At 40.2% G+C, this 22,259-nt stretch carries 30 protein-coding genes and 1 pseudogene; 1 reads left to right on the plus strand and 30 read right to left on the minus strand.

Annotated features, from left to right (window positions below; genetic code table 11):
• Positions 1-123: 123 nt before the first annotated feature.
• From KH172YL63_RS21635 to KH172YL63_RS14450, 5 genes are all read right to left on the minus strand, one after another.
• Complete coding sequence (locus tag KH172YL63_RS21635; protein WP_232066200.1) at positions 124-930, minus strand: M23 family metallopeptidase; 807 nt, start codon at positions 928-930, stop codon at positions 124-126.
• Complete coding sequence (locus KH172YL63_RS14435; RefSeq protein WP_197747079.1) at positions 927-1,178, minus strand: hypothetical protein; 252 nt, start codon at positions 1,176-1,178, stop codon at positions 927-929. The genes KH172YL63_RS21635 and KH172YL63_RS14435 overlap by 4 nt, the downstream gene beginning before the upstream one ends.
• Position 1,179: 1 nt before the next feature.
• Positions 1,180-1,407: a hemolysin XhlA family protein gene (locus KH172YL63_RS14440; RefSeq protein ID WP_173106764.1), complete on the minus strand. Its 228-nt coding sequence runs from the start codon at positions 1,405-1,407 to the stop codon at positions 1,180-1,182.
• Positions 1,408-1,484: 77 nt separating this feature from the next.
• Positions 1,485-2,003 (minus strand): hypothetical protein, encoded by a 519-nt coding sequence (locus KH172YL63_RS14445; RefSeq protein ID WP_173106765.1) that lies wholly within the window; start codon positions 2,001-2,003, stop codon positions 1,485-1,487.
• 67 nt (positions 2,004-2,070) lie between these two features.
• Positions 2,071-3,972 (minus strand): phage tail spike protein, encoded by a 1,902-nt coding sequence (locus KH172YL63_RS14450; RefSeq protein WP_173106766.1) that lies wholly within the window; start codon positions 3,970-3,972, stop codon positions 2,071-2,073.
• Positions 3,973-4,119: 147 nt separating this feature from the next.
• On the opposite strand from KH172YL63_RS14450, the gene KH172YL63_RS14455 reads away from it, so the two are divergent.
• Complete coding sequence (locus tag KH172YL63_RS14455) at positions 4,120-4,761, plus strand: hypothetical protein (protein ID WP_173106767.1); 642 nt, start codon at positions 4,120-4,122, stop codon at positions 4,759-4,761.
• 176 nt (positions 4,762-4,937) lie between these two features.
• Here KH172YL63_RS14455 and KH172YL63_RS14460 read toward each other — a convergent pair whose 3' ends face one another.
• From KH172YL63_RS14460 to KH172YL63_RS14580, 25 genes and pseudogenes are all read right to left on the minus strand, one after another.
• Complete coding sequence (locus KH172YL63_RS14460) at positions 4,938-5,084, minus strand: hypothetical protein (RefSeq protein ID WP_173106768.1); 147 nt, start codon at positions 5,082-5,084, stop codon at positions 4,938-4,940.
• A gap of 48 nt (positions 5,085-5,132) precedes the next feature.
• A complete protein-coding gene (locus KH172YL63_RS14465; RefSeq protein WP_173106769.1) occupies positions 5,133-6,395 on the minus strand; it encodes a hypothetical protein in 1,263 nt (420 codons plus the stop codon).
• Between the two features lie 15 nt (positions 6,396-6,410).
• Positions 6,411-7,205 (minus strand): phage tail family protein, encoded by a 795-nt coding sequence (locus tag KH172YL63_RS14470; RefSeq protein ID WP_173106770.1) that lies wholly within the window; start codon positions 7,203-7,205, stop codon positions 6,411-6,413.
• A 1,519-nt stretch (positions 7,206-8,724) separates the two neighbouring features.
• A pseudogene (locus KH172YL63_RS21875) lies at positions 8,725-9,397 on the minus strand (phage tail tape measure protein); the annotation flags it as partial.
• A gap of 237 nt (positions 9,398-9,634) precedes the next feature.
• The gene (locus tag KH172YL63_RS14480; protein ID WP_173106772.1) at positions 9,635-10,024 is read right to left on the minus strand and encodes a hypothetical protein; all 390 of its coding nucleotides are present in this window, start codon (positions 10,022-10,024) and stop codon (positions 9,635-9,637) included.
• Positions 10,025-10,093: 69 nt separating this feature from the next.
• Complete coding sequence (locus KH172YL63_RS14485) at positions 10,094-10,888, minus strand: hypothetical protein (protein WP_173106773.1); 795 nt, start codon at positions 10,886-10,888, stop codon at positions 10,094-10,096.
• An 83-nt stretch (positions 10,889-10,971) separates the two neighbouring features.
• Positions 10,972-11,595, minus strand: coding sequence for a major tail protein (locus KH172YL63_RS14490; protein ID WP_173106774.1), 624 nt, complete (start codon positions 11,593-11,595; stop codon positions 10,972-10,974).
• 7 nt (positions 11,596-11,602) lie between these two features.
• Positions 11,603-11,983: an HK97 gp10 family phage protein gene (locus KH172YL63_RS14495; RefSeq protein WP_173106775.1), complete on the minus strand. Its 381-nt coding sequence runs from the start codon at positions 11,981-11,983 to the stop codon at positions 11,603-11,605.
• Positions 11,983-12,312 carry a hypothetical protein gene (locus tag KH172YL63_RS14500; RefSeq protein WP_173106776.1) on the minus strand — a complete coding sequence of 110 codons (330 nt, stop codon included), beginning with the start codon at positions 12,310-12,312 and terminating at the stop codon, positions 11,983-11,985. Before KH172YL63_RS14500 ends, KH172YL63_RS14495 begins: the two co-directional genes overlap by 1 nt.
• Positions 12,302-12,634 carry a hypothetical protein gene (locus tag KH172YL63_RS14505; RefSeq protein ID WP_173106777.1) on the minus strand — a complete coding sequence of 111 codons (333 nt, stop codon included), beginning with the start codon at positions 12,632-12,634 and terminating at the stop codon, positions 12,302-12,304. Before KH172YL63_RS14505 ends, KH172YL63_RS14500 begins: the two co-directional genes overlap by 11 nt.
• On the minus strand, positions 12,612-12,881 hold the full coding sequence (locus tag KH172YL63_RS14510) for a phage gp6-like head-tail connector protein (RefSeq protein ID WP_173106778.1): 270 nt from the start codon (positions 12,879-12,881) through the stop codon (positions 12,612-12,614). The genes KH172YL63_RS14505 and KH172YL63_RS14510 overlap by 23 nt, the downstream gene beginning before the upstream one ends.
• A 15-nt stretch (positions 12,882-12,896) precedes the next feature.
• Positions 12,897-14,288, minus strand: coding sequence for a phage major capsid protein (locus KH172YL63_RS14515; protein ID WP_173106779.1), 1,392 nt, complete (start codon positions 14,286-14,288; stop codon positions 12,897-12,899).
• Positions 14,281-14,856 (minus strand): HK97 family phage prohead protease, encoded by a 576-nt coding sequence (locus KH172YL63_RS14520; protein WP_232066034.1) that lies wholly within the window; start codon positions 14,854-14,856, stop codon positions 14,281-14,283. Before KH172YL63_RS14520 ends, KH172YL63_RS14515 begins: the two co-directional genes overlap by 8 nt.
• Positions 14,825-16,030, minus strand: a complete 1,206-nt coding sequence (locus KH172YL63_RS14525) for a phage portal protein (RefSeq protein WP_173106781.1) — start codon at positions 16,028-16,030, stop codon at positions 14,825-14,827. The genes KH172YL63_RS14520 and KH172YL63_RS14525 overlap by 32 nt, the downstream gene beginning before the upstream one ends.
• A gap of 60 nt (positions 16,031-16,090) precedes the next feature.
• Positions 16,091-16,393, minus strand: a complete 303-nt coding sequence (locus KH172YL63_RS14530; RefSeq protein WP_138777782.1) for a hypothetical protein — start codon at positions 16,391-16,393, stop codon at positions 16,091-16,093.
• A gap of 159 nt (positions 16,394-16,552) precedes the next feature.
• The gene (locus tag KH172YL63_RS14535; protein WP_173106782.1) at positions 16,553-18,274 is read right to left on the minus strand and encodes a terminase large subunit; all 1,722 of its coding nucleotides are present in this window, start codon (positions 18,272-18,274) and stop codon (positions 16,553-16,555) included.
• Positions 18,271-18,708: a P27 family phage terminase small subunit gene (locus KH172YL63_RS14540; RefSeq protein ID WP_173106783.1), complete on the minus strand. Its 438-nt coding sequence runs from the start codon at positions 18,706-18,708 to the stop codon at positions 18,271-18,273. Before KH172YL63_RS14540 ends, KH172YL63_RS14535 begins: the two co-directional genes overlap by 4 nt.
• 105 nt (positions 18,709-18,813) lie before the next feature.
• Entirely contained in the window at positions 18,814-19,194 is a 381-nt protein-coding gene (locus tag KH172YL63_RS14545) for an HNH endonuclease (RefSeq protein ID WP_173106784.1), read from the minus strand.
• Positions 19,194-19,499, minus strand: coding sequence for a hypothetical protein (locus tag KH172YL63_RS14550; RefSeq protein ID WP_173106785.1), 306 nt, complete (start codon positions 19,497-19,499; stop codon positions 19,194-19,196). Before KH172YL63_RS14550 ends, KH172YL63_RS14545 begins: the two co-directional genes overlap by 1 nt.
• Before the next feature lie 52 nt (positions 19,500-19,551).
• On the minus strand, positions 19,552-19,806 hold the full coding sequence (locus tag KH172YL63_RS14555) for a hypothetical protein (RefSeq protein WP_173106786.1): 255 nt from the start codon (positions 19,804-19,806) through the stop codon (positions 19,552-19,554).
• Between the two features lie 49 nt (positions 19,807-19,855).
• On the minus strand, positions 19,856-20,110 hold the full coding sequence (locus KH172YL63_RS14560; protein WP_173106787.1) for a hypothetical protein: 255 nt from the start codon (positions 20,108-20,110) through the stop codon (positions 19,856-19,858).
• Positions 20,111-20,169: 59 nt separating this feature from the next.
• The gene (locus tag KH172YL63_RS14565; RefSeq protein ID WP_173106788.1) at positions 20,170-20,346 is read right to left on the minus strand and encodes a hypothetical protein; all 177 of its coding nucleotides are present in this window, start codon (positions 20,344-20,346) and stop codon (positions 20,170-20,172) included.
• A gap of 167 nt (positions 20,347-20,513) precedes the next feature.
• Positions 20,514-20,987: an ArpU family phage packaging/lysis transcriptional regulator gene (locus KH172YL63_RS14570; protein WP_232066035.1), complete on the minus strand. Its 474-nt coding sequence runs from the start codon at positions 20,985-20,987 to the stop codon at positions 20,514-20,516.
• Between the two features lie 271 nt (positions 20,988-21,258).
• Complete coding sequence (locus KH172YL63_RS14575; protein ID WP_173106790.1) at positions 21,259-21,489, minus strand: hypothetical protein; 231 nt, start codon at positions 21,487-21,489, stop codon at positions 21,259-21,261.
• A 138-nt stretch (positions 21,490-21,627) separates the two neighbouring features.
• Positions 21,628-22,110: a hypothetical protein gene (locus KH172YL63_RS14580; protein WP_173106791.1), complete on the minus strand. Its 483-nt coding sequence runs from the start codon at positions 22,108-22,110 to the stop codon at positions 21,628-21,630.
• Positions 22,111-22,259: the final 149 nt, after the last annotated feature.

Here is a 22,259-nt window from a genome sequence, read left to right on the forward strand (position 1 = left end):
ATTTTACCATATAATTAACAATTTAGGGGGATTTTTTTAGCCCCTCTCGATTGAGAGGGGCCTTCACTTATGATCCACTGTAGTTCATGGTGTGATCAATATTGTTCTCTAGATAAGACACAATTATTCTACACGGATATATTTTTCATTTGCAGTAACATAAAACGTTTTGCCTTTTGAATTCTTCACTTCAAACTGATACGCATCGTCTACTTTTAATTTCCTTACGATCGTGGGGAATCCATAACCTTCTGAAAGATAGTCCACTACATATTTAGCATCCCAGGATGGCTTAGAGTAAAATCTTAGTTTGGTCACTTTACATTCTGCCCTTTTGCCTACATATGATGATGATCCACTCAATATTAATTTATCTCCTGGGTGAATCACATCAGACATTAATCCACTCAATGTTTTTAACTCACTCACAGAAAGGTTATTGTCCTTAGCAATTTCCCAAAGAGTATCACCGAACTTTACAATGTGAACACCTGAAGAGGTTGAAGGTGAAAGATCCTTTAATAGATAATCTAATGGATCCACAGCTTTACTCTTACCAATATTCCATCTGCCTTTGTGCATCTCAAAGTGAAGATGCTGTCCAAAGGAATTCCCTGTGTCCCCCATGATTCCGATTGGCTGCCCCTGGGTAACACGGTCCCCTTCCCTTACCTTCCGGGACCCGGATCTCATGTGTGCGTATACTGTTTCAAATTCTTGTCCATTAATATCATGCAGAATGAACACACACTCGCCGTATGAAGATGATAGATACGATTTGGACACTCTGCCACCGGCTGAAGCCACAACCTCATTTATGCCACCCTGAGCAATATCTATTCCATTGTGGATCCTGGCAATACCATTCAGAAAATCTTTGCCGAAACGAGAAGTTATTTTACCTTTTGCTGGATAAATGAATTCCATTATAAATCCCTCTTTTCTTGAGCATATTTAATTCCTGCGACCGTCCCGACACCCAACATTGCATACTTAATTCCTTCCAACATCACGTCAAAGTCAAAATTTCTGTACTCGAAGAACGCAAATGCTAGTCCTAAAAAAAGACCCACAACAGGGATTAAACTGTTTGGGACCCTACCTGATTCACGAATCACATAAAGAATAAACGCCAGGGCGACATACCCACCAAAATCTAAAGATAATAATTGTTCCAAGTTACATTCCTCCTTTGAATAATTGAAAAGCTCCATAAAAAATGGCTACGGATCCACCGATCAATGCAACTATAAATGCATTGGTAACGGCACGACGTAACCATTTGGTATTCTCTTTGATTTCACCTAAATCTTGTTTTACATATTCAAGATCTTTACCTTGTAAGAGGACTTCTTGCTCCAACTTTTGCAACCTGTTGTCAGTAGCCTGCTTCCACAGTTCATTCATGTCTGCTTCCTCCAATTTTATCACTCCCTTTTCAAGCAATAAAAAAGACACCTCATATTGGGTGCCTTATCTCTGTATTATCTTAGTGATTTTGCGTCTTCGATTAATCCTGGAACATTATCGTAATCGAATGCAGCCATTGCATTTTTTGCTTCTTCAATCTTCATGAAGTAATCCAATTTATTTGGATGGTCTTCTTTGACACCATTTAAAAAAGCATTCATATGATTTGCCCAGCTTGTAGCTAAAGTGTCTTTATCATAAGGTGTCGTGTCAGGATTTTCAGATAAATCAATGCTGTACTGTTCTAATGCTTCAGCATCAGAAAACAGGTATACGACCTCCCCACTTTCCTGACTCGCTTCAATTTGCTCTGCGGACATATAGTTCCATGGAACCTCCCCGTTAGTATCCACAGTTCTTTCAGTAGGAGCTTTTACACTAACCACCTCCTTTGTGGAATCGTCATTTGAAGCACTCACACTTTGTACTGATTTTTCTTTGACCTTTTCTTTTCCGTCTACCATACTGTATGTTAATATCCCGCCTATGCCGAGCGACCCTACCAAAGCGAAACTAACAAGTAATTTTTTCATAGAAAACCCTCCCGTTTCCTTTTGTTAACAATTATATACGAAAATAGAAGGGAATAGTTTCAAATTTTCATAGAGAGTGGCTTCCTCTACTTTGAATAAACATTTGAACGAATAAATTCGCTCTAATTTTAGCTAACTCATTTGGAGTAATTTCAATTGTTGCCCATCTGTTTCTTGCGATATTACCGCTTGCATCTTTTTCTAAATACGGGGTTAAATCGATATTTTCACCTGACAAAGATTCATGGTCTACTACATTACCATCAACTGTTATTTGTATAGTCGTTGGTGATTCTGGGTTTTTAAAAATGCCATAATTAAATGGGTGGGTGTGCCCAGGTATATTTATTTCGAAAGGATGGCTATGGTCCGGCAGATTTATTTCAAATGGATGAGAATGAGCTGGAATATTTAATGAAAATGGGTGCGTATGTGCCGGTATATTTAAACTCACATTTACTGAATGTCTGTGGCTTAACTTGTCGTCATCTACTTCGACTGCGTGAGTATGTTCTTCATAAGGTGGTGTCATCCCTGTCCCTACTCCCACGGGTGGGGATGAATACAAAAAGAACGTCGGACTTGTAAAAGTGCTTGTGAAATCATTACTCTGCACATAAGCCCCACCGCCTGATGTAGTATTCGCTTGAACTACACTCCCCCCAGATGAAGTAGTAGAAGTTTTGACTATGCTGCCACCGGATTGTGTTGTTGAAGTAGCCACCACTTGGCCAGCGCTTTCCATCGCCTTAATATACCCCTCAAAATTAGTCGTTTCAAAAGTTAGGTCCAATTTATTGATCTTCCTGAAGTCTTCGTAAATAAAAAACTTGAACACTGCAGGATTGTCTGGATCACAGTTTTGGTCTAATGGTACTACGTAAGCATTTGTGGCACCCTGGGCATACACCTCATTAATCTTCTGCCTACGCTCCAAATCAGCCTGTGTGGTGCTCAAATCCTCAGTTAAGCTGCCAATCTCTAATTGAGTATTGCCGGGATCACCTTTAATATCTGGCCGGTGCTCTTTCATGATTAATAGGTCCACATTAGGATAGTCATCTAATTCTAACCCCACCACATTTCCTTCTTTGAGCTCATCGATTTTGGCACCCGTGATGCTTGAAACATCTGCAGCTGACACTACCCAGGAGACAACCGGTTCTTTCCACTTCTTCAAGATTGCTTCTCCGCTCGCCATTAAAGTTGCTGCATCTTCAAAGCGTTTATCAACCCATGTGGTTTCAATGATGCCATTCTCTGCGATTGATGCAGCATCTTCAATATAAGGTACCCCGTTGTTCACCGATTCTATTGTCAGTTGATTCACACCTTCACCATATCCTAAAGGGTAGATCCGGTTGAACACACTCATTGGATTCTCTTCGATTTCAAAGTCAATTAAGTTGTGACGCTCCTTAATCCTACACACAGGTTCTGTATTGGGCCTAACAAGGTTAAGAGTCCAGGGATATGAAGTCGTGTCCCATGTCCATCTGTATTGCTCATCAAATGGCTTTGTCACACTGAAGATTGCAGATAGTAGGTTTTCATTCTCCCACAGGTAATGGAAATATCGAATGATTTCGACTGTCCCCAGCTGCCAGTGCTTCTCTTTTTGCTGATTAATTAAATACTGCAGGACTTCATCTGTGGGCAGGTTCGTCAGTTGATGATCTTTGAACAGTGTGCTCCCCAGGAGAGTGGCCAGAACATGCTCGCATTCAAACGAAACATTTAACCAGCTCTTTGAAGTTTTCTTAGGGATAATCCTGAACAGACCAACATACTCACCTTTATCATAAATTTGCAGGTATTTCAGCAGTTTAACTTTATCGACTTTTGGATCGTTGATCGGGAGTGAAAATGATGCCTGCCAAATTTGATTATTTTTCCTTGTGTATGAAATACCGAATGCATTTTCAAGAATTGCCGTGACATTCCTTTGTAAATCTAATGTCTTAAGCAATATTTTCACCTCTTTTCAAAACAAAAAGACCACCTCATAAGAGATGATCTTCTATTGCGCTACATTATCCGATAGTTTCTTACCCATAAACATCTTTATATTATTCTAATTAATTGTTAATATATTACAGGAAGGGAGATGTCATAAATGACAGATAAAAACATACTTAATACTAAAGAAAAAATAGAAATCGCAGTTCAAACTGGACTTCAATTGGTTCCATATGTCGGACCGGCTTTATCTGCCGCCTACTTTGGGACCAAAAATGAAAAAAGATTTAAAAGGATAGAATCTTTTTATGAAGAAATTTCTCAACTCCAAGATCATCTAAAAGAGCCGTTACCTCCAGTTGAATCGCATAATGAGGATGAGCTTATTGCTTTAATAGAGATTTTAAATGATAAAATTGAACGTGAACACACAAATGAAAAAAGAACATTTTTCAAGCAATTTTTCTTGAACACTTTAGCTACTCCAAAACAAGGGAATTTTGACGAAAAACGCTTCTTTTTAGAAACCTTAGCAGCTATGTCCTTATTAGAATGTGAGCTATTATCATTTCTTTATTCAGAGCAAAATAAAGGCAATTCACCAATCAATGTTGGCACAATTAATAAACCGGGCATAGAACAATATGCAATTGTAGGCGCAATCGGTAGATTGAAAATGTATGGATTTCTAAGTGCTGTTACCAACTCATTTGCTATTGGCGGTGGAGATAACAATCTACAAGAAAATGTTTCTCTTACGAATTTTGGTTTGAATTTTGTCCATTTTTGCTTAGCCTGAGAAAATTTTCAGGCTTTTTTATTTATCCATGTAAGTATTATTACTGATAATAAAACAATTGCACTCCAGACTTGCCAATAATATATTAAATGTTGTATCGGTGTAAGACTTAACAAGTCATAAAAAAACTCATTTTAACACCTACTCTCTAATTTCAGAGTCTGAAAATCAAACCATTAGTTTTGATCTTCAATATTGCCTTTGAAATCCTCCAGTTTGTTATTTGTTTCTTCTAATTGCACTTCTAGTTCATAAACCCGATTCTGTAATTTTGCGATTTCGTATTCCTTTACACCAATTATCGTAAATAGATCCTTTTCCAATATATTCACCCCTCAATATGTTTTCTTTAATAAATCCATTAAGCGCTTTTAAAATTCTTTCCTAAACATTTCCACCCATTGTGTACCTAACCTTGCTAATGTAATATTTGATAAGGTATTAGATGGTCTAAAATCACTTGTAAGCTTTATAGCTGAATTACTTTTTATAGTTGTTACAAAATCATTTATGACCAACGTAACAATTTGACCTGGAGTCCCATCCAATAAATCAGTTATCGAGGTTGTAGTTGTATTTGAGATAACAAATACATTGCCGGTTTTAACACTTGGAGTAGGTAGATTATTTGATATTCCTATATAATTTTGGACGAGCTTTGTTTTAGGTTCTACACCTGCACCAGAAACCCTCAATTGTTCCGTTCCGCCATTGGTGAACACTTTCAATCCGTTAATTAGAGACATGAAAAAATAATCATCAGAATTCATCCTTACTCCGGCATCTGCATTGTTTGCACTATTCCGGAATTTTAGACTTGTGTTATTTTTAAAACCGACTTCTCCTTGCACTTCCATGAGTATGTTTGGATTAAAACCATGTAAAGAAGGTTTATCTTTACCAAATACCCAAACCGGCCATTGGGCTCCCAATCTCGTAATCCTGCCAGCGACCGTCTCTCCATCTTGAAAACTAAATCCTATATCAGGATTCTTCCCTAGATACTGAGCTCCAGTGCCATCGAATACCTTCCCGTTAATCCAAAAAACGCCATTACCGAAATATCCTTTATCTCCAGCTTGGTCAGCGTGAAAATACAAACCTAAATCACGATAATCAGCACCGTTTTGATAATCATCACCAAATATTTTTAAAACCCCACCAACCCCTGAACTTACTTTGGCTTTAGGTAATATATAAAACCTTGTTCCATTGTCTCCCGTATATTCAGTATTAACCAAACCGACATAGGATGATAAACTTGTTACGAATTTACTCGTGGCTTTCAGCCTATCAAGTCCTCCATCGGTTTTTATGGCTCTCTCTGCCATGAGTTCATCAGACGTATCCAGTCGATCCTTCAAAGTAGTGAATGAATTTCCCTCTGCGTTTACCCTTGCTTGCGCCGCTTCGACTGAAGAATCTCCGTCAATCACAACCTGGTTAAACTGTTCCTGGACACTATCTGCTTTTGTTTCTGCTGACTGAGAGGTTGCTAATGCATTTTCTGATTTTATCTTTGCACTTGAAGAATCTTCCTGTGCTTTATCAGCAGCTTCAATGGCTGCATTGATTAATTTAACCCCTTCGAATAAGGGAAATTTAATGCCAGTAGGTATTTTCTGTAGTGTCATACTCACCACCATCCTTTAAATATATTGATCTCGTACTCTAATAGATAAATTGAAATTAAGACTGCTTCCAGAAATCGTGATCTGGTTCAATCCAGGTAGCAAATCGAAAAAGTCCCCAACGATAAACTCTTCTTTACCACCTTTTAAGATAGTGGAGTCTTTTCCTCTAATTACAAAAACAGAGTTTGAAAAAGTTCCAAGTACTAATGTCTTCCCATTTGCACTTAAGGTTACGTTTTCCCCTGATCCGGACACCAAGATAGTCGGACTCATTGCATATCCAGTGATGGTTGTTTCCACAGTTTGAGGGGACGTTATGAGTACATCATCCACAAAGACAGTATTGATGGAATAAACATCATCAAATGTAACTGTAGTACTATCCCAATGTACTTCATGGTTTTCTGAAGCTGAGTATTTCAATGGGTCATTTGCTTTGAAGTTTAAGTTTATGCCCCACTCCTCTTCGACTCTCTGAGGGACAACTGGCCCATTAATCTTCGCCATGCAGTACTTGCCTGGATCATAGTCGGATTCAATCTTTATCAACCGTGGTTTTCCATATGGGTCCAATAAAAAAGAAACGAGATTATTAAGCTGTCGCTGCATATTCGTGTAATAGCGATCCATTATCTTTAAAGGATAAGAGAATTGACGACCTTTAACCTCTGACCCGAAATCCCACTCACCAACTTTTCCTGGAATAAATAAAGTTTTCTCCTCGTAATCGGGAGTGGCGGGATCCTCGTTGCCCGGTTCACAAAAAAAGCCAAAATCCTCGAATCGATATTGGTCATCCATCGTGATCATGTAAACACCACTCCTTGCGCACGTGCATTGATTTTATTGTTCTTGTTGATCTTCTTGCTCATACCAGGTGCCAGCTTGGTAGTTAGTTCATCAGAGTCCACATATACATGGACCTCTACTTGCCCACTGGTTCCCCCCACTGTGGCAGCAATACCTTTTCCGATATCTCCAAGTGTCTGCTCATTGAGTGGAAGTGCGGCTTCCGGACCTGCATCTCCTGCGCCTTGCATACGTCCCCCGTACTGTCCAAAGATTGTTGGTTTTGTAAAGATAGCTCCTTTTGCCCGCCAGTCTACTCCAACAGTAGGAACACTGATTCCAGGAGGCATTAAGTCAAACTTACCTTTAATGCTGAAGTGGGGAAGCTTAACTCTTGGTAGTACCCACTTAATCCCCTTGAACAAATTGGCTATTTTGTCTTTTAACCTACCTGCCTTTTCTTTGATGGTATCCCAATTCTTATAGAGAGCTACACCAGAAGCTATGAGAGCACCAATCGGACCTGTGAGGGCAAGTAGAACAGTTTTTACTGGTCCCATTCTATCCATTAAAGATGTGGCTTTCGATTTTACAGAGTCCCAGTTCTTATAAAGAAGAACTCCTATGGCAATTACAGCCGCTATAGCTGCGATAATTGCTAAGATTGGCCATGTTGCAGCCGTGATACTAATTCCCATAGCTCCCGCAGCCACTGTAACTGCAGTCATGATCGGTGCCGCTATAGTTAATACAGTAACCAGTCCTCCGATTGCTGCCGCCCCAGCTCCGATTGTTGCAGTGAGGTTGGGATTTTCATTAGCCCATTCAATAACCTTGGTTGTAAAGTCAGCTACTTTGGTCACCAGGGGAGTTAATATGAGTGCCAGATCTGCTAGAGATTTCTGCATCTGGGCATTAGCTTCCGCATTTGCCTGTACTTCTGGATTCAATTCTTGATATTTGTTATAAACTTCGCTAAATCCCTCTTGAGATAAGGTTTTGAGGATGTAATTTGAACCTTCTCCGATCTTAATCATAGATGCTAAAGTGCTATTAAAATTATCTACGTTAACCCCACTTCGTTCTAGTAACTCAGCAAATGACCCGGCTGCTTCCCCGGCGGCCATTGTCTCTTGTATCCCATCCGCGATGCCTTCTGTTTTAAGCGTGTCACTGAATTTTATATAAGCACCGTTTATAAGATCAATTGCTTCAGCTAATTGATTATCACTGAATCCACTAGCCAGCAGATTTGCCAGAGTTTCGCCGGCTGCATCCGCTTCTCCCGTTACCGCTGTAATTTTGGAAAATGCTTCTTCAACAATGCCTAGATCCCTTCCAGATAGGACAACATTGGTTCTAAGTCTCGCCATGACTTCGTTGTACTCTTGCATACTCTCCACTAAACCACCGATGGCCGCTGCTGGAATCGCTCCTGCAATTGCTTGTAATCCACGCCCCATTTTATTTAGATTACCCTCTGCTTCATCAGCTTCTTCTCCAACATTATCAAGTCCTCTTGAAAATCGTGTCATCTCAGAACGAGCTTGATTTAATCTTGTTTCTAATTGCATTACTTCTACAGAGTTTTCTCCATAGGCCCTTCGAGTGGCTTCTAGCTGTTGCTCCATATTATCAATTGCTCTTCTAGCCATCCTCATTTGTTGAGTATATTGTTCCTGGGCAAGTGCAGCCCTATCAGCCTCACTAGCATTTTCACTCAGTTCGGATCTTTGAAGCTCGAAAGCACTGGTTAGTCGCCTTTGTTCAGCTTCAAGTCTTTTGGAATCTTCTTTTAAATTAGTGAGCTCATCCTGTGCCTCCCTGGCTGCTATAGCCTCCTCTGAAAGCCCCTCGTTAACTCGTTCCATTGCTTGCTGAAGTGATGTCTGTGCACGTTCTGCGTCTAAAAGTTTACCGTACATCTGCGTAAGCTGACCGGTTGTGGTCCTGGTATCTCGACTCATAGCTTCGTATTGAGCTCTCAACATTCCTGTCCGCTTCTCAGCTGCCTGCATTTGGATTTCTAGTTTCTTCTTCTCAGCAGCTAACTTGTCGGTTGCCTTGGCATCCTTACCCATTGCGGCGATATGATTCTTGTACTCTTTAGCTGCCGTATTCATCACAGTATTTATTTCTTTAAGAGTATCCGCATATTGAACTTGGCCATCCATTTTAAAATTCAGGACAACATTTCTTTCCCTATTAGCCATATCCTCACCTCACTTATAGGAACGGTGTTTGATCTAATGTATATACTTGCTTTTCCTTTTCATCCACCAGGGCATCCGGATTGTGATACCTCACGTGCATGATATATTGCTTGAGTAAATGGTTTGGGGTTATGTTGAAAAAATCATCCATGCTTAATCCAAGAAGCGTATTTCCAACATAAAAATAAAAGTCCCAATCTAACTCTGTAGATTGAGACTCATTTTGCATGCTGCTGATTAATTTTTTTTTTCGGTTTTCAGTTTATCCATATCAGTCTTTTGGAAATTTTGATCATTGAATAGATCAATTGCAACTTGGAAGATGGCAGGAAGATCCGTGAGAGGTATAGCATTTTCAATTTCATTTACTGTACAATCAGTACCCCCAGATTTAATCATGGCATAAATGAGTGAATGCATTAATTTTATTTCTTTTTTACCTAAGGTTATCTTTCCTTGGCTCATCATCCGGTTCATTTCCTGTTCAAATGTACCGTAGGATTTCCCAAATGCTTCTTCAACGTATGGGAAGGATTTGAATGTAAATATAACCGGAATTTCGACCCCTTGTATCCTGATCGTACTCCGGTTAATATCAACATTTACTAACTCACTAAGTTTAGGCACGTAAGTTCCTCCAATAGAAAAAGCCACCTTAAAAAAGTGACTTTGTTTATTATTATTTATTAAATGGAGTTATTGGATGTATATTAATAAATCTTCACCTACATCAGTTAATTGGCATAAAGTTTTATTTCCATCTGTTCTATAGGCTTCCATTAACCCTAATCTTTGTATCTCTACTACAGAATGTTGAATTCTTCGCAGTTTATTTATATCTGTTATACCTTTTGAATGACTGTATGCATGTGTAAATTCTGAGTAAAAATCTGAAGTTACTTTTGGACCAAAAGAAATAGAGGTACCAAGTTGTATTGGTGGCCAATTTGAATAATCCGAAATTATTGTAATTGCCTGAGGTGTTAGCCTTTCAATTTGACCTAGTGCATATTTATGTTGTTCAAACAGCTCTTCGAAATTTCCGTTTTCTACTATTCTTTTTAATACTGTTGATAAATGTGCAGAAAGCTCAGGATCAGGTGGTGAATCATCAAGTATTCGAAGAATCTTATTGAATAACGTGTTACCTTGTGGATCCTTCAAAAAGTCACAAAGCATTTCTAGGGATTTTTCCTGATCATCCACTTTATTAAAATACTGTTCTAATAATACCATTTGCTTTGCTTCGGAGATGTTTTGGTTGACTTCTTCATTCCAAGTAAGCGCAGTTGATATTACATCACCCAAAGGTCCAAGTAATGACAAACCTTTTTCTCTCGCTACTCTTAATCCTTGTTCCACCTTTATTTCTTTTTCTCTTTGCTTGTCTAATTCAATTCCTTCAATCATCTGATCAAGTTTTTTACCGGTAACTCTTAAATAATCCGAGGAGTTTGTTGCAATAAAAGCAAGCTGCTGTTTTTTATCCATATTACAGTCCCCCTAAATAAAGTATACATTTCCTATTTTAACCTTTAACCGGGGAATTTTCATAAAATACCACTTTATTCGAGTTAAACTGTAGGGAATAACGTTTCGATTTGTGATTCATCTGCTACTACCTGGGCCATGAAGTCTGCAGCTTTTACACCTGTTGCACTCTCACGTGTTTCTGAGAATTTAACTTCCGTATTATTGTTAAAGAGTAAAGGAGTGGCATCAAATGTAACAGAAATATCTTTTACGTCTTGTTCTTCGGTCGCAGTAGCAAAGGTTTCCTCAGACGGCACTTTTTGCACTCGTGGATACCAGCGAGCCACTCTAGAACCATCGTTTAATAGGGCAGTAAATCCTAATGCAAACATAGGGTATTCTTTGACGTTCGCCGTACTGAAAGTTATACCCTTATTAGGTGTCACACCATCAATTTTGTCCTGGACTTCTTGTGGTAATGCTACATGGGACAAACTTAGTGTAAACTTTGAGTTTTTGGAAGCATTTACGAACATTTTACCTGATGCCCACTTCACGACTGAAGATGGATTACCTGCGATCCCAAGCTCTGTAATATTATCAAGTTGATAAATTTCAGAATCATATGTCGGAATGGCATCTCGACTATCTTTTCCGCCGGTCATAAATGCCAAATATAATGATTCAATTGTTACTACATACAGCAATTCCTTTGCTTTTACCATGTAAGATTCATCCTCCCATTTCATCTAGTATCTTACTTGCCATAATGTCCGCGATTTTTTCACCATCAGAATCAAATGTGTTTTGAACAAAATGACTGCCTTTGACTTTCCCTTTGCCACTTGCCTTTTTATGGCCATGTTCAACGAGGTGCCAATAGAAAGCCCATTCTTCAAATTCCACACTGACATGATCATCATGTACGACCACCTTTAAGGCATCCCTCAAATGATTCCCTCGATGATATGATTGAGGAATTCTGGGTTTGAGCTTTCTCACAAAGTACTCGGCAGCCTCTTCCAAAACATCGAGCTCCACAGTCTTGTTCACGTTGATCAATGTATTAATTTCTCTGAGAGCATATGCAAACCCATTGTTATTGGCAGCCATTAATTAACACACCTCACATTTGTGATGAACTGTGTTATGGTGGCATCGTTCTCGTCATAAGGAAACCCTTCAAATTGGCTATAGGATACACCATGAGCATTGAACACATCCTTTAATGGTTCGTAGTCTGATTCAGTTCCATTTGTGACCACAGCTATTTGATAAAGGGGCAGAGACTTGAGCACTTTTGAAGATGCTCGTTTATGTGCTTCATTTACAAATTCATATTCGATATAAGGATAGGTTGCTGAAGTCGGAGCACTGTCCCGATAAACAGGTATCCCGGACTCTTTCATGATTATCCTTAACTGCTGTAAGTTAATCTGCATAAGACAAACTCAACTCCATTATGCGTTCATCTTCACGCACATAAATTCTTTCGATGTCATAGATCCGTTCATTGATTTTAACCCTGTATTCTTTTTGGTTATTTTCAACTTCCCGGTCAAGACGAGTCTCGATTTTCTTCATGATTTCCTGGGCATCTTTGAATGTGAACTTGTCTGCTGCCGTTACTCCAATGTTGTCATATTTCAAGTCACGCTCTTTCGAATAACCTATGACAACCCGATCAGTCTCAGGGTCCACCGTTTCTCCCAGCGTCAATAACTCTGCATTCCACCTGAGATTATTCGTTTGTCGTTTCGGCATCTGAATAGACCTCCTGGACAAAGAAAGGTGTAAGGGCATCGAGAGCTTTACCAAGTTCTTTCTCGGCCACACGGTACTCGTAGAAGATCCCTGCACACATGATGACCAGGTACCCCACTTCTTTCCCGGTTGCTTTCTGAACATAGTTTTTACCTTGAGTAATATAAAAAGGGAGCATGGTATCATCCATGCCCTCCTCCCAGTGAATTTGACTTTTTAGTTTTTGAAGATATTCTTCTTCAGTCATGAATCATCCCTCCTATTACGGAGTTTCTACCGCTCCAACTTCGTAACGGTACACGGCCGGTTCGAATGGAGAATAAACCAGTTGACCATCCAAGATGTTATAGATTTGGAAACCGACCTTGTTTGTTCCTGAGAACTTTTCAACAAGCTTTTGCAGCTCCATTGCACCAATTACATCCTGAATGTGGAAGGCTTTGAAGTCACCGAAGTAGAATACTGGTTTAGTAGGATCCGCTCCATCGGTTGCATCTGTGAAATCGAGCTTATGGCCGAGTAATTTATACCCTACACCGTCAGCCGCTTGGTGAAGCAATGGACGGCCAGTTGTGTCTGTCATGTCCTCAAGGATAGTCAGAGCTGCACGATTGACAATCCACATGGATTTCTTAAGCACTTCAGTAACCGGTTGACCTTTAAGTTTGACCAGTTGAGAATATAGCTTCTGAGAGTACCCAACCGCAGTGATATCCACAGGAGTAGATTCATAGTAAGCAACTGCTTTCTTAGCCAGGGCACCTGGATTTTCGTTGCCCACATCGTCACCTTTAAACATGTAGCTTGTTTCTTTGCGGACATAAGCTTTCTTCAATTCTTCAATAACAATTTGCTCAATTGGAGCACCGGACATCTTAAGCAACTTTTTAGTAACAGTTGCCAGTGCATCGAATTCAGCTGGATCAAGTAGGATTTCATCAAATTCGATATCTGTTTCTGGAATCTCGTTACCCGCAGCCCGTTCTGTTTTCGTAACGTTGGCTTCCGCTTTCTTAACAAGAACAGGGTACTTTACATCTCCTTTTGTCTTGTGACGGGAACCATATTTACGCAGCAGGTTCTCTTCTTGAGCATAAGTGATGATTTCAGAAGCAATGACTTCTGGGATAGTAACGGACCCATTACCGACTTCCACACCAAGAGAACGAGCTTCCGCTTCGGTGATCTTACCAACAACAAAGTTAGCGAATGCAGAACGTAGCTCTTTCTCTTTTGTCTTTGTAGACTTGTGGCCACGAGTGGAAAGGCTGGCACCTATCTTTTTCATGATGCCGTCGCGTTGCTCGGCTGGGATGCCTGATCTCTGTTCTCCTTGATCGGAGCCTTGATCGCGTTCTTCATCATCTTTATCAGAACTGTCATCACCTTCGCCGCCTTTGTCTTCACCTGCAGCTTCACCGTCACGGTCCTCACTATCGTCTGAGCCTTCATCAGGACCAGATTCTTCATCTCCACCCTCGATGTTAGCCAGGGCATCAGCGATTGCTTGAGCCTCATCTGCAAGCTCCTGCACTTCTGTTTGAACACCTTCAAGATCTTCAGCACGAACTTCATTCTTTTCAAGACGGCCGCGCAGTTCAGTTAAACGAGCCTTATTACGTTTTTGCATAGCAAGCAATTGTTTTTTATTCATTCTCCAAAACTCCCTTTATTTGATTTAGAATTTTTATCCTTTTCTCTACCTGTTCATCTATTTCTTTACTTCTCAAAGCCACCTCAGTGTCTTCGTATGCGGGTATTGACACCACCGATATCTCATAGAGTTCAACCTCATTCAAGGTCCGGACGGCAGGCTCCACTGAGTAATCCCATGTTTCACCAGTTGCCCAAAATCCAAATGAACATTGATTGATATCGCCACGTCTCATTGACTCAGCTAAGTCACGAGCAAGCGATGTATTAGGCAGCTCGACCTCAAACTTTAGACCTCGGTTGTCTTCCTCTACCTTCAATGTCCCGTTTCTAGTCCGGCCAAGAACATGATCCCAGTTATGATTGAATAAGGCCCGTATATCTCCATTCTCAGAAATGGTCCGGGCAAAGGCGCCAGGCGCAATCACTTCTTCAAAGAAATCTCCAATCGATGTCTTCGAATTAAAAACGGCAGCATACCCGCTTATGACCACAGATTCACTGCCGGTGCCGTCCCGGGTCTGAAGGTTGGTGATGTCAACGATCCGCGTTTCCTTCTTCTTTGTCACTTTCATCACCTCCCTTCAAGGAATCATCAGTGGCTTTCTTCTCACCGATTTTAGTTAAGTCATTTGATATATAGATAGCCTGAGTCTCTGGAGTATTCTGTTTAGGGAACCCAAGCATGTCAGCAACGTTGTCAGGTGATGTAATTCCTGTTCGCACAATGTTATAACCAATATTGGTCTTGGTGCTATAAGTGACAAAATCGAGGATGTTCACCTTGAACTTGATTCTCTTTCCAGAATCCCGTCCAAAAAAAAGAAGACTCAAATGGTCTTCGAAGTTCTTCATTATTGGTTTAGCTGCTTTATTATGCAGGTACATCATGGCCTTTTCTAAATCAGATTTAATCAATGCCTGGTATGTCTCTACATTGATATTTAAGAACTTGCCCAAATCCTTTTTATAAACATTCAGAAAGGCAAGGATCTTCTCATCCTCGATAGGGCTCTTGAGTGAATCGATCGAGTACCCTTTACCCATAGGAATGAGTTTCACTGAACGTGAATCATCAATTGCCTCTAACTGATCCAGGATAGCTTTAATCAGCTTCGACTGTGCTCCATTCTGTGGATTGAAATGAGCATCAAGTTTAAGAAGAAATGCAAGCAAGCCGCCCTTCTTATATTTATCAGTGAGCACCTTCTCAGCATTCATGACACCTTCCAAAGTATTGCGACCAAGTTCCAGCAACCCAATACCTTTCAAATGGTTTGTTCCAATATTCTTGATATGCCTAATCATAAATGGCGGAATGGTCTCTCCTCCAATTTTGAAATGCTCTATCAACCTATCATCGAGCTCAGTATAAACGGTCGATGCAAGGTGCATCCTATCTCCATCAAGGACAGGGAACACTTCTCCCTGGATCAAGTACGTGTTAACCATGAGTTTAATAAATTCAGAACCGCTCAAATAATTGTTAGGATCCTTCAAGATTTTCAATACCGGATGATGCATGATTTCATTTCCTTCCTCGTCTTCCACAACAATGTCGGCCAGCATCAATTGATTGCTTATGTCCTGAAGGAGTTCGTACACATCACTTGATTCCAGAATACTGTCATCATTCGCATACCTGCCGCCATATCGGATGGAATTAGAATAGATATCCTCCATTACCCCGCGTTTTTCTAACTGTCTATAAACAAAATTCGAGAACCGATCTCTTAATCCCAATTTCTCACCGCCTTTCATTGCATAAAAAATGCCCTCAATAATTGAGGACACAAATGTTCTTTAAAAAATATTAATAAAAAACCAAACAATTACAATTATTCCTATTACCCATGTAAAAGCACAACCAATGGCTGCATCTTTTTTATAATTCTTCCCAAAATTAACGTATCCGGTCTCTGTTTTTATACCCGTCTCGCTATCACCTTCATTTTTATAAAAGAACACCAAGTATGTTCCTAATGGTAAAGATATTATAATAATGAATGGAATTAATAAAAATCCGCCGTTAATAAGGATTAAAAATCCAAATAACAGCGTTAAGAAAAAGGCGAACCCTCCTCCAGCATATTTCTTATTCAGCAAATCTTCACACCCAATCTAAATACTTTTCTTTTATGGTTCATCAAGAAAATAGAAAATCCTTGTTACCATCCACAGCTAATTTTCTGCATTAACCTTAACCCCCACAAACACTCATTAGTCTTATCGTCTAATCCAATAAAATTTTTAACTCGGTTTGTTTCACCTATAGATTTCACTTATTAAATCATCCATTCCATCTTGGTCAATATCATCCATAAGCATTATTGTCTCTTTGTGAGCAACTAAAAAAGCCACAAATCCATCAATTTTCTTTTTGGACTGTCGCTTTGAAGGACCCTTCATTCCATTTATGTTTGTCACTACTACCAGATTAAGAGCACAGTAGATAAATAATGGATTATCTGTCATTATTCTCTTTTCATATATTAATCTTTCAGCATCATCGATCATGGCATTCATGACATTAGGGTATTGGTTTACCACAATGCATTCAAGCCCTAAGTTTTCACATTTCTCAATGAGCTTCTGGGACATCGCCGGGTCATAATTCAACTGCTGCACATCGTACAGATCCAGGCATTCGGAGATATAGTCCATTACTTGATCCTGGTCAATCATCTTTCCATCACAGAATTGAACAAAACCACGCTCCACCAAATCAGTATAGGGCACATTGTCTTCCTTCTCCCGGGATTCGATATCCGCATTAGGGATGAAGTACATTTGTTTGACCTTAAGTATGGACCGGCCTTCCTCATCATGTGTAGGGAAATTCAAGTTTACACAGGTTAAGTCAGTGGTCTTCGATAAGTCCAGTCCGAGATAACAGGTTTCCCCCTGCAGCTCCCCAAGGTCATCCACAAGAATATGTTCAACCTGTTCTTGCTCGAAGAAATTGTCTGCTCCATTCACAAATACATTTAAATGTTTCGAAAGGAACTCCGCTTTCTTATGGGCTGACCGATTAGCCGTGATGAATTCCGATTCTAGTGCGCTCATTGTTACCGAGATACCGATATTCGGGTTGACCATCGACCATACTTTCCGGTCTGTCCAGTCATATCCTTTGTTTGGCTCATAGATCATGACGAAGTTTGAATCATTATCATCATTCTTCAAGACTTCCTTAGCCTCCCGGTAGACACGCATACCCACACTTGAGGACCCTTTACCTGCTGTACTGATATTGAACATGATTGGCTCGTCCCGGGCAACCTGGGCAGACTTGAAGTTATCGTATTGGTCCATGTTTTCCTGCTTATGAAGCTCATCATTGAGCACGAAATGGGGATTGGACCCCTCAATGGAATCTATGTTCTTACTCATTACGATGAATTGATTGGAATATGCCAGGTCATTGTGAATGTAGTCATATGTCACGGATGAGACTGTACCTTTTGGGCCCTTGTATATGTGGGAAGCGTTCATCAATGCATCGTGATTCATGATTGTGGCTGCGAATGGTTTGGCTGCATACTGAGCCTGATTAAAATCACTGGCACAACAGTAGCAATCCGCACTCAGTACCCCTTCACCGAACATCGAATAGCCCAGGGCCCCCACTGCAATTAATGTTTTACCGTTTTTCTTCGGCACCTGTATATAACATTCCCGGGTCACCCGAACCATTTTTCCTTTTTCGTTCTTATGGACCCATCCATATATCCACGAGTAAGCGAATTTCTCCCATTCTTCTAAAATGAAAGGCTGGCCGGCTAGATCACCCTTTGTATGCCGGACGAACGTTTCCACCCAGTCCATCATTTCATTGGCGCGATCCACATCGAACCAAAGGTCTTTTCGCTTCCTCCACCGGAAGTAACGATCCACCATATGCTTGATTGTGTCCGGGTACTTCTTAGGATTCTTCCTTACTTTTCTTGCAAATATTTCTGCATAATTTATCCCGCGTTCAATCATTTTGAATTCCGCCACTTTTTCCTATGAGCCGACAGTTCATCCTCCACCGGCTTCGGCTTTTTCATTTCTTCATCTTTTCTAGCTGTTGATCCACCGGTTACAATCTTACCCGGTTTCGACTTATTGGTGAGTCCCATTAAATCCAGTGCTTTTGTCTTCTTGTCAGCCCATGTTTCAACCTGCTGAGCAAGAGGATGCTTGGAGTTATTGGTGGCCCCGGCTTTGTTGGTGTGACGTTGAGTGGCTGGGAATCCCTTCTCCTTCCACTGGATGTACATTGTCATATACACCTCAAAGATATCCAAGTAAGATTCAATCAACGGATCGAGTGTAAGGGTGTAAATTTCAGCGTCTCTCATGATTTCCAGAATCCTTTGTTTCTCCGACTCTGTTTTTTCAGCAACCATTTTTTCACGCTGTTTTCTTGTAGACATCATTTACACCCCCCTTTGTTTTTTAAAATATTGTCTAACGATAGAAAAGACTCCCTTGCTACCTATCTTCCCTAATGGAGAAAAATCGAGATTGGGTAGGGGGGGTTATCCAAAATAACTCGGAAATATTTTTCCTTTGTCATCCTTGTTCTCTTCTTCCGTATGACACTTCGGACATAATAATTTTAAATTGTTTTCATCAAGCTTTAGTGTTGGATCCTCTTTGATTGGTATCTCATGATGCACATGTGCCTGCCTGCCGAATATGAACCGTCCACACTTCTGGCAACATCCTCGTTCTCTTTGATAAACAAGAGACCTCATGTTTTTCCAAGGCTTCGAATTATAGAACTGCTTATTGTCATGGTGATAGATATCCTTCTTCTTACGCTTCCTCAGGACCGATTTCCTGGACCTTTTATGGTCCCCACAGTAATAACCGCGGTCTATTTTATTTCCGCAGCCATTGAAGTCACAGTACTTCATTACTCATCAGCTTCATTTAATGATTCGAGGATGTGAGCACGAATGGTCTCCTCTTTCTTCATGTTACCTGGTACCTCGATGTCATTCTGTTTTGCAAAGCCTTTTAACTGATCAGCATTCATTGAATCCAGGTCAATGTCAGTTTCATTATCTTCCTGTTTTGATTCTTTCTCCGGCAGCATACTCTTAGGTTCCTTTGTTACCTCAAAGCCTGGCTCCTTGCCTGCAGGTACAAAACGGATCTTCTTTTCCTTAGTGTCCCAATACTCAGTGCCCTGTGCCGTCTTTCTCATTTCAACATTCATTTCATTCATCTCCTTTAAAATAATAAAAAGCACCTCATATTTACGAGATGCTTTAAAGTCTACCTATTTCCTTTTTTCTTTCGATAGAATCCATCTTCTTTATGATTTCATTTGCAGAGAAAGCTGTAAGAAAGTTATCCCCTTTTGATAAGATGATCAGGTGTTTCTTTAGAAAGTCCCATTCGGATAGTCCGGCTTCGTTCTCCAACATTTCCCCTTCACAGTCATCACAAAGTTGTAAGTCCCAGTCTTCCATGACTCCTATATCGGATTCACTGAATTCAATGTTACATTTTAAGCACTTCAATGCCCCACCTCCTTGTATAGTACTTTCTACACAAGAAATTTATTTCCTCTTAATTATTGTTATTCAATTTTTCTAACTGCTTTAGGATTAACCAGTTCTGTTCCACCAGGGTGTCTAAGTACAAAACCTGAGCTTCCAAATTAACGTTTGTCTTTCCTGATAGACCATCTTTCATTAGTCCACTCTCTGAAAGATCCTTTGCAATCTTCCTTACAACATGCTGCTGACTTAGACCAGAAAGATCATATCTTTCAATATATTCATCAGCAGTCATCTTACTACTCTTTGGGCTGAATAATGACATTCAATATCTCTCCTCTCTGTCTAAAACTATATTCGACAAAAAGGAATTCAATCCTGCACTTACCTTCTCCTAATCGCTCCACCCTTGCTCCGTCTAAAGGTGTCGCGTTTGGTGCCCATGATCTCTTCCCAGTCCACATGCTCATGATGAACTTTTTTCTTTTGCTCAGGCTTTTTCTTCTTGCTGTAATTTAACTTCTCAAGTTGACCTTCACTCAGATGATCTACTATCCTCATTTCAATCACCCTCAAATTCTTCTCAGATTGGCTCAGTCTCGATTTAACAGACCATTCGAATGTCTAAGTACTAGAAAAGGCTCCCTTCGTTTGAAAGGAGCCCTCTTTGAAATATTCCGTTAATACCATATTAGCACCTCTAGGAAGAAATGCTCATCGTTCATTTTTTATATTTCTTTTGGTTTTACTTCACCAGTCTGATTTTTATAAACCTCGATGCGTAAGATGAATGCCAGTTTGTAAAAGACTCGAGGCTTGAACTTCTGATTGTAGAATGTCTCTCCCATGCCCAGTTCGTTGTACACCTCATAGTCGAACAGTTCTTCTTCACCGAAGTACTTCCGGATGACCATTTCCCTCTCCCTGGCCGTCAGCCGGTTCACAGCCTTTCGGATCCGTTCGATGTAGGCATCACGTTCAATCTCGAAGCCAACCTTGGCGATAACCGCATCTTCAACGGAAGAACTGAACTGGTTCGAATTGGATGGTGGAACAAGTGTATAAGAAGCTGTTACTTTCGGCAGCCGTTCTTCTGGAACAGTAAGCAAATACATTCGATACATCTCAAGTGCATCCTCAACCTTTTGCTGAGTTTCTTTTCTGTCTATCTCAGGAAGCTTGAAGGTTAATTGTTTACCCAACATTGACCCCTCCCGTTATGGTAAAATATTCTTAGCGAAAAAATTTTGTAGATCGGGAGAAGTCTCGGTCTATTTTTTATTGTTTTCTTCGACTTTAGCAATCAACCATTCTATTTCTTCTACAGTGATGCGACCGTTTTTTACACGATCCTTTATTGATTCTAAAGTAATTTGATACTCTTCCATGTTCTCACTCCTTTAATAACTTGTCCGAGAACTATTAAAGCATATCTTGAAATTAATTTCCTTCACTTAATCATCGGATTACACATTACTTGTTTTTAAGATACTCACTTAGTTTCTTTTTACTTTTATCCAACACGTTGCCCACTTTTTCAAGGTTCCCATTGTCTAACGCTTCGCTATACTGCTCCCAGAAACGACCTTTCATATCTGTCATATAAACTGTTCTTTTCTTAAGTTTGATAAACACGCCCACCTTTAGAGGGTTTTTATCACCAGCGTAATGATTAATTAATATATCCCCAAACGTTAACCTCATTTGGTCATCACTCCTTCGCTACATGGGTCTGTAATTCAAAACCTTTCACCATACCGACGTTTATATTCTTCAAGGGCTCCAGGAACCCCAAGGATACAATCCTTGATAAGTTCCAGGATCTTTGTTTGGGAATATGGATTAATGGAGCTCTTTCTCTTCAAACGGGTCTTCGCCCTTTTCTTCCTGTTCTTCATTTTCAACCTCATCGATACTCATCTGATCTTTAGAGACCTCCACATTGCCGTTTCCGTCCACTTGGTACTCAATACCTTCCGGACCTTCGTAAAACTCCTCAATGCTCATCTGAGACTGCTGAATAGATAAGTTCACATTACGTCCAGCGTATTTATAAAGCTCCTGGGCTTTCTTCTCTGAATCTCCTTTTATCGCAAACTTCATGGTTGTCTTTTTGGAGTCGCGTTGAATGTTCATGAATTCAGCTGATGTCTCTCCAGCTGCACATCCTTCGATTTCAAAGAGGATGATGCTCCCTGCCAGTTCGTATAAAACGGTAGTTGCCGTGTCTCCGTCTTCCTGGCCCTTAATTTCAAACTTCAAAACTTCCTTTTTGTCGTCTTTCTGCTGCATTTTGAAGAAAACGTTTAATTGAGTTTTGTTCATGATCTCGTCTCCCTTATTGTTTATTTTTGTCGAACGTCATTAGGCATCCCAAGCCATACCCGTGTTCTTTGATTTCACTCGTTTGAACCCAACCCCTGTCCTCGTGTCTTTCAATGACTCTGGCCAGTGTAGTCTCTGTCATTCCGAAT

This window comes from Bacillus sp. KH172YL63, from assembly GCF_011398925.1.
Classification (GTDB): Bacteria; Bacillota; Bacilli; order Bacillales; family Bacillaceae_B; genus Rossellomorea.

Bases quoted from the DNA above. Each gene is read 5' to 3' on its own strand.
- KH172YL63_RS14505 (WP_173106777.1), bottom strand. From the start codon at position 12,634: ATGCCGAAACGACAAACGAATAATCTCAGGTGGAATGCAGAGTTATTG.
- KH172YL63_RS14500 (WP_173106776.1), bottom strand. From the start codon at position 12,312: ATGCAGATTAACTTACAGCAGTTAAGGATAATCATGAAAGAGTCCGGG.
- KH172YL63_RS14440 (WP_173106764.1), bottom strand. From the start codon at position 1,407: ATGAATGAACTGTGGAAGCAGGCTACTGACAACAGGTTGCAAAAGTTG.
- KH172YL63_RS14445 (WP_173106765.1), bottom strand. From the start codon at position 2,003: ATGAAAAAATTACTTGTTAGTTTCGCTTTGGTAGGGTCGCTCGGCATA.
- KH172YL63_RS14575 (WP_173106790.1), bottom strand. From the start codon at position 21,489: ATGAGGTTAACGTTTGGGGATATATTAATTAATCATTACGCTGGTGAT.
- KH172YL63_RS14550 (WP_173106785.1), bottom strand. From the start codon at position 19,499: ATGAATGTTGAAATGAGAAAGACGGCACAGGGCACTGAGTATTGGGAC.
- KH172YL63_RS14495 (WP_173106775.1), bottom strand. From the start codon at position 11,983: ATGGCTGCCAATAACAATGGGTTTGCATATGCTCTCAGAGAAATTAAT.
- KH172YL63_RS14540 (WP_173106783.1), bottom strand. From the start codon at position 18,708: ATGTCTACAAGAAAACAGCGTGAAAAAATGGTTGCTGAAAAAACAGAG.
- KH172YL63_RS14515 (WP_173106779.1), bottom strand. From the start codon at position 14,288: ATGAATAAAAAACAATTGCTTGCTATGCAAAAACGTAATAAGGCTCGT.
- KH172YL63_RS14510 (WP_173106778.1), bottom strand. From the start codon at position 12,881: ATGACTGAAGAAGAATATCTTCAAAAACTAAAAAGTCAAATTCACTGG.
- KH172YL63_RS14565 (WP_173106788.1), bottom strand. From the start codon at position 20,346: ATGAGGATAGTAGATCATCTGAGTGAAGGTCAACTTGAGAAGTTAAAT.
- KH172YL63_RS14485 (WP_173106773.1), bottom strand. From the start codon at position 10,888: ATGGATAAAAAACAGCAGCTTGCTTTTATTGCAACAAACTCCTCGGAT.
- KH172YL63_RS14535 (WP_173106782.1), bottom strand. From the start codon at position 18,274: ATGATTGAACGCGGGATAAATTATGCAGAAATATTTGCAAGAAAAGTA.
- KH172YL63_RS14580 (WP_173106791.1), bottom strand. From the start codon at position 22,110: ATGAACAAAACTCAATTAAACGTTTTCTTCAAAATGCAGCAGAAAGAC.
- KH172YL63_RS14490 (WP_173106774.1), bottom strand. From the start codon at position 11,595: ATGGTAAAAGCAAAGGAATTGCTGTATGTAGTAACAATTGAATCATTA.
- KH172YL63_RS14465 (WP_173106769.1), bottom strand. From the start codon at position 6,395: ATGACACTACAGAAAATACCTACTGGCATTAAATTTCCCTTATTCGAA.
- KH172YL63_RS14560 (WP_173106787.1), bottom strand. From the start codon at position 20,110: ATGTCATTATTCAGCCCAAAGAGTAGTAAGATGACTGCTGATGAATAT.
- KH172YL63_RS14455 (WP_173106767.1), top strand. From the start codon at position 4,120: ATGACAGATAAAAACATACTTAATACTAAAGAAAAAATAGAAATCGCA.
- KH172YL63_RS14470 (WP_173106770.1), bottom strand. From the start codon at position 7,205: ATGATCACGATGGATGACCAATATCGATTCGAGGATTTTGGCTTTTTT.
- KH172YL63_RS14545 (WP_173106784.1), bottom strand. From the start codon at position 19,194: ATGAAGTACTGTGACTTCAATGGCTGCGGAAATAAAATAGACCGCGGT.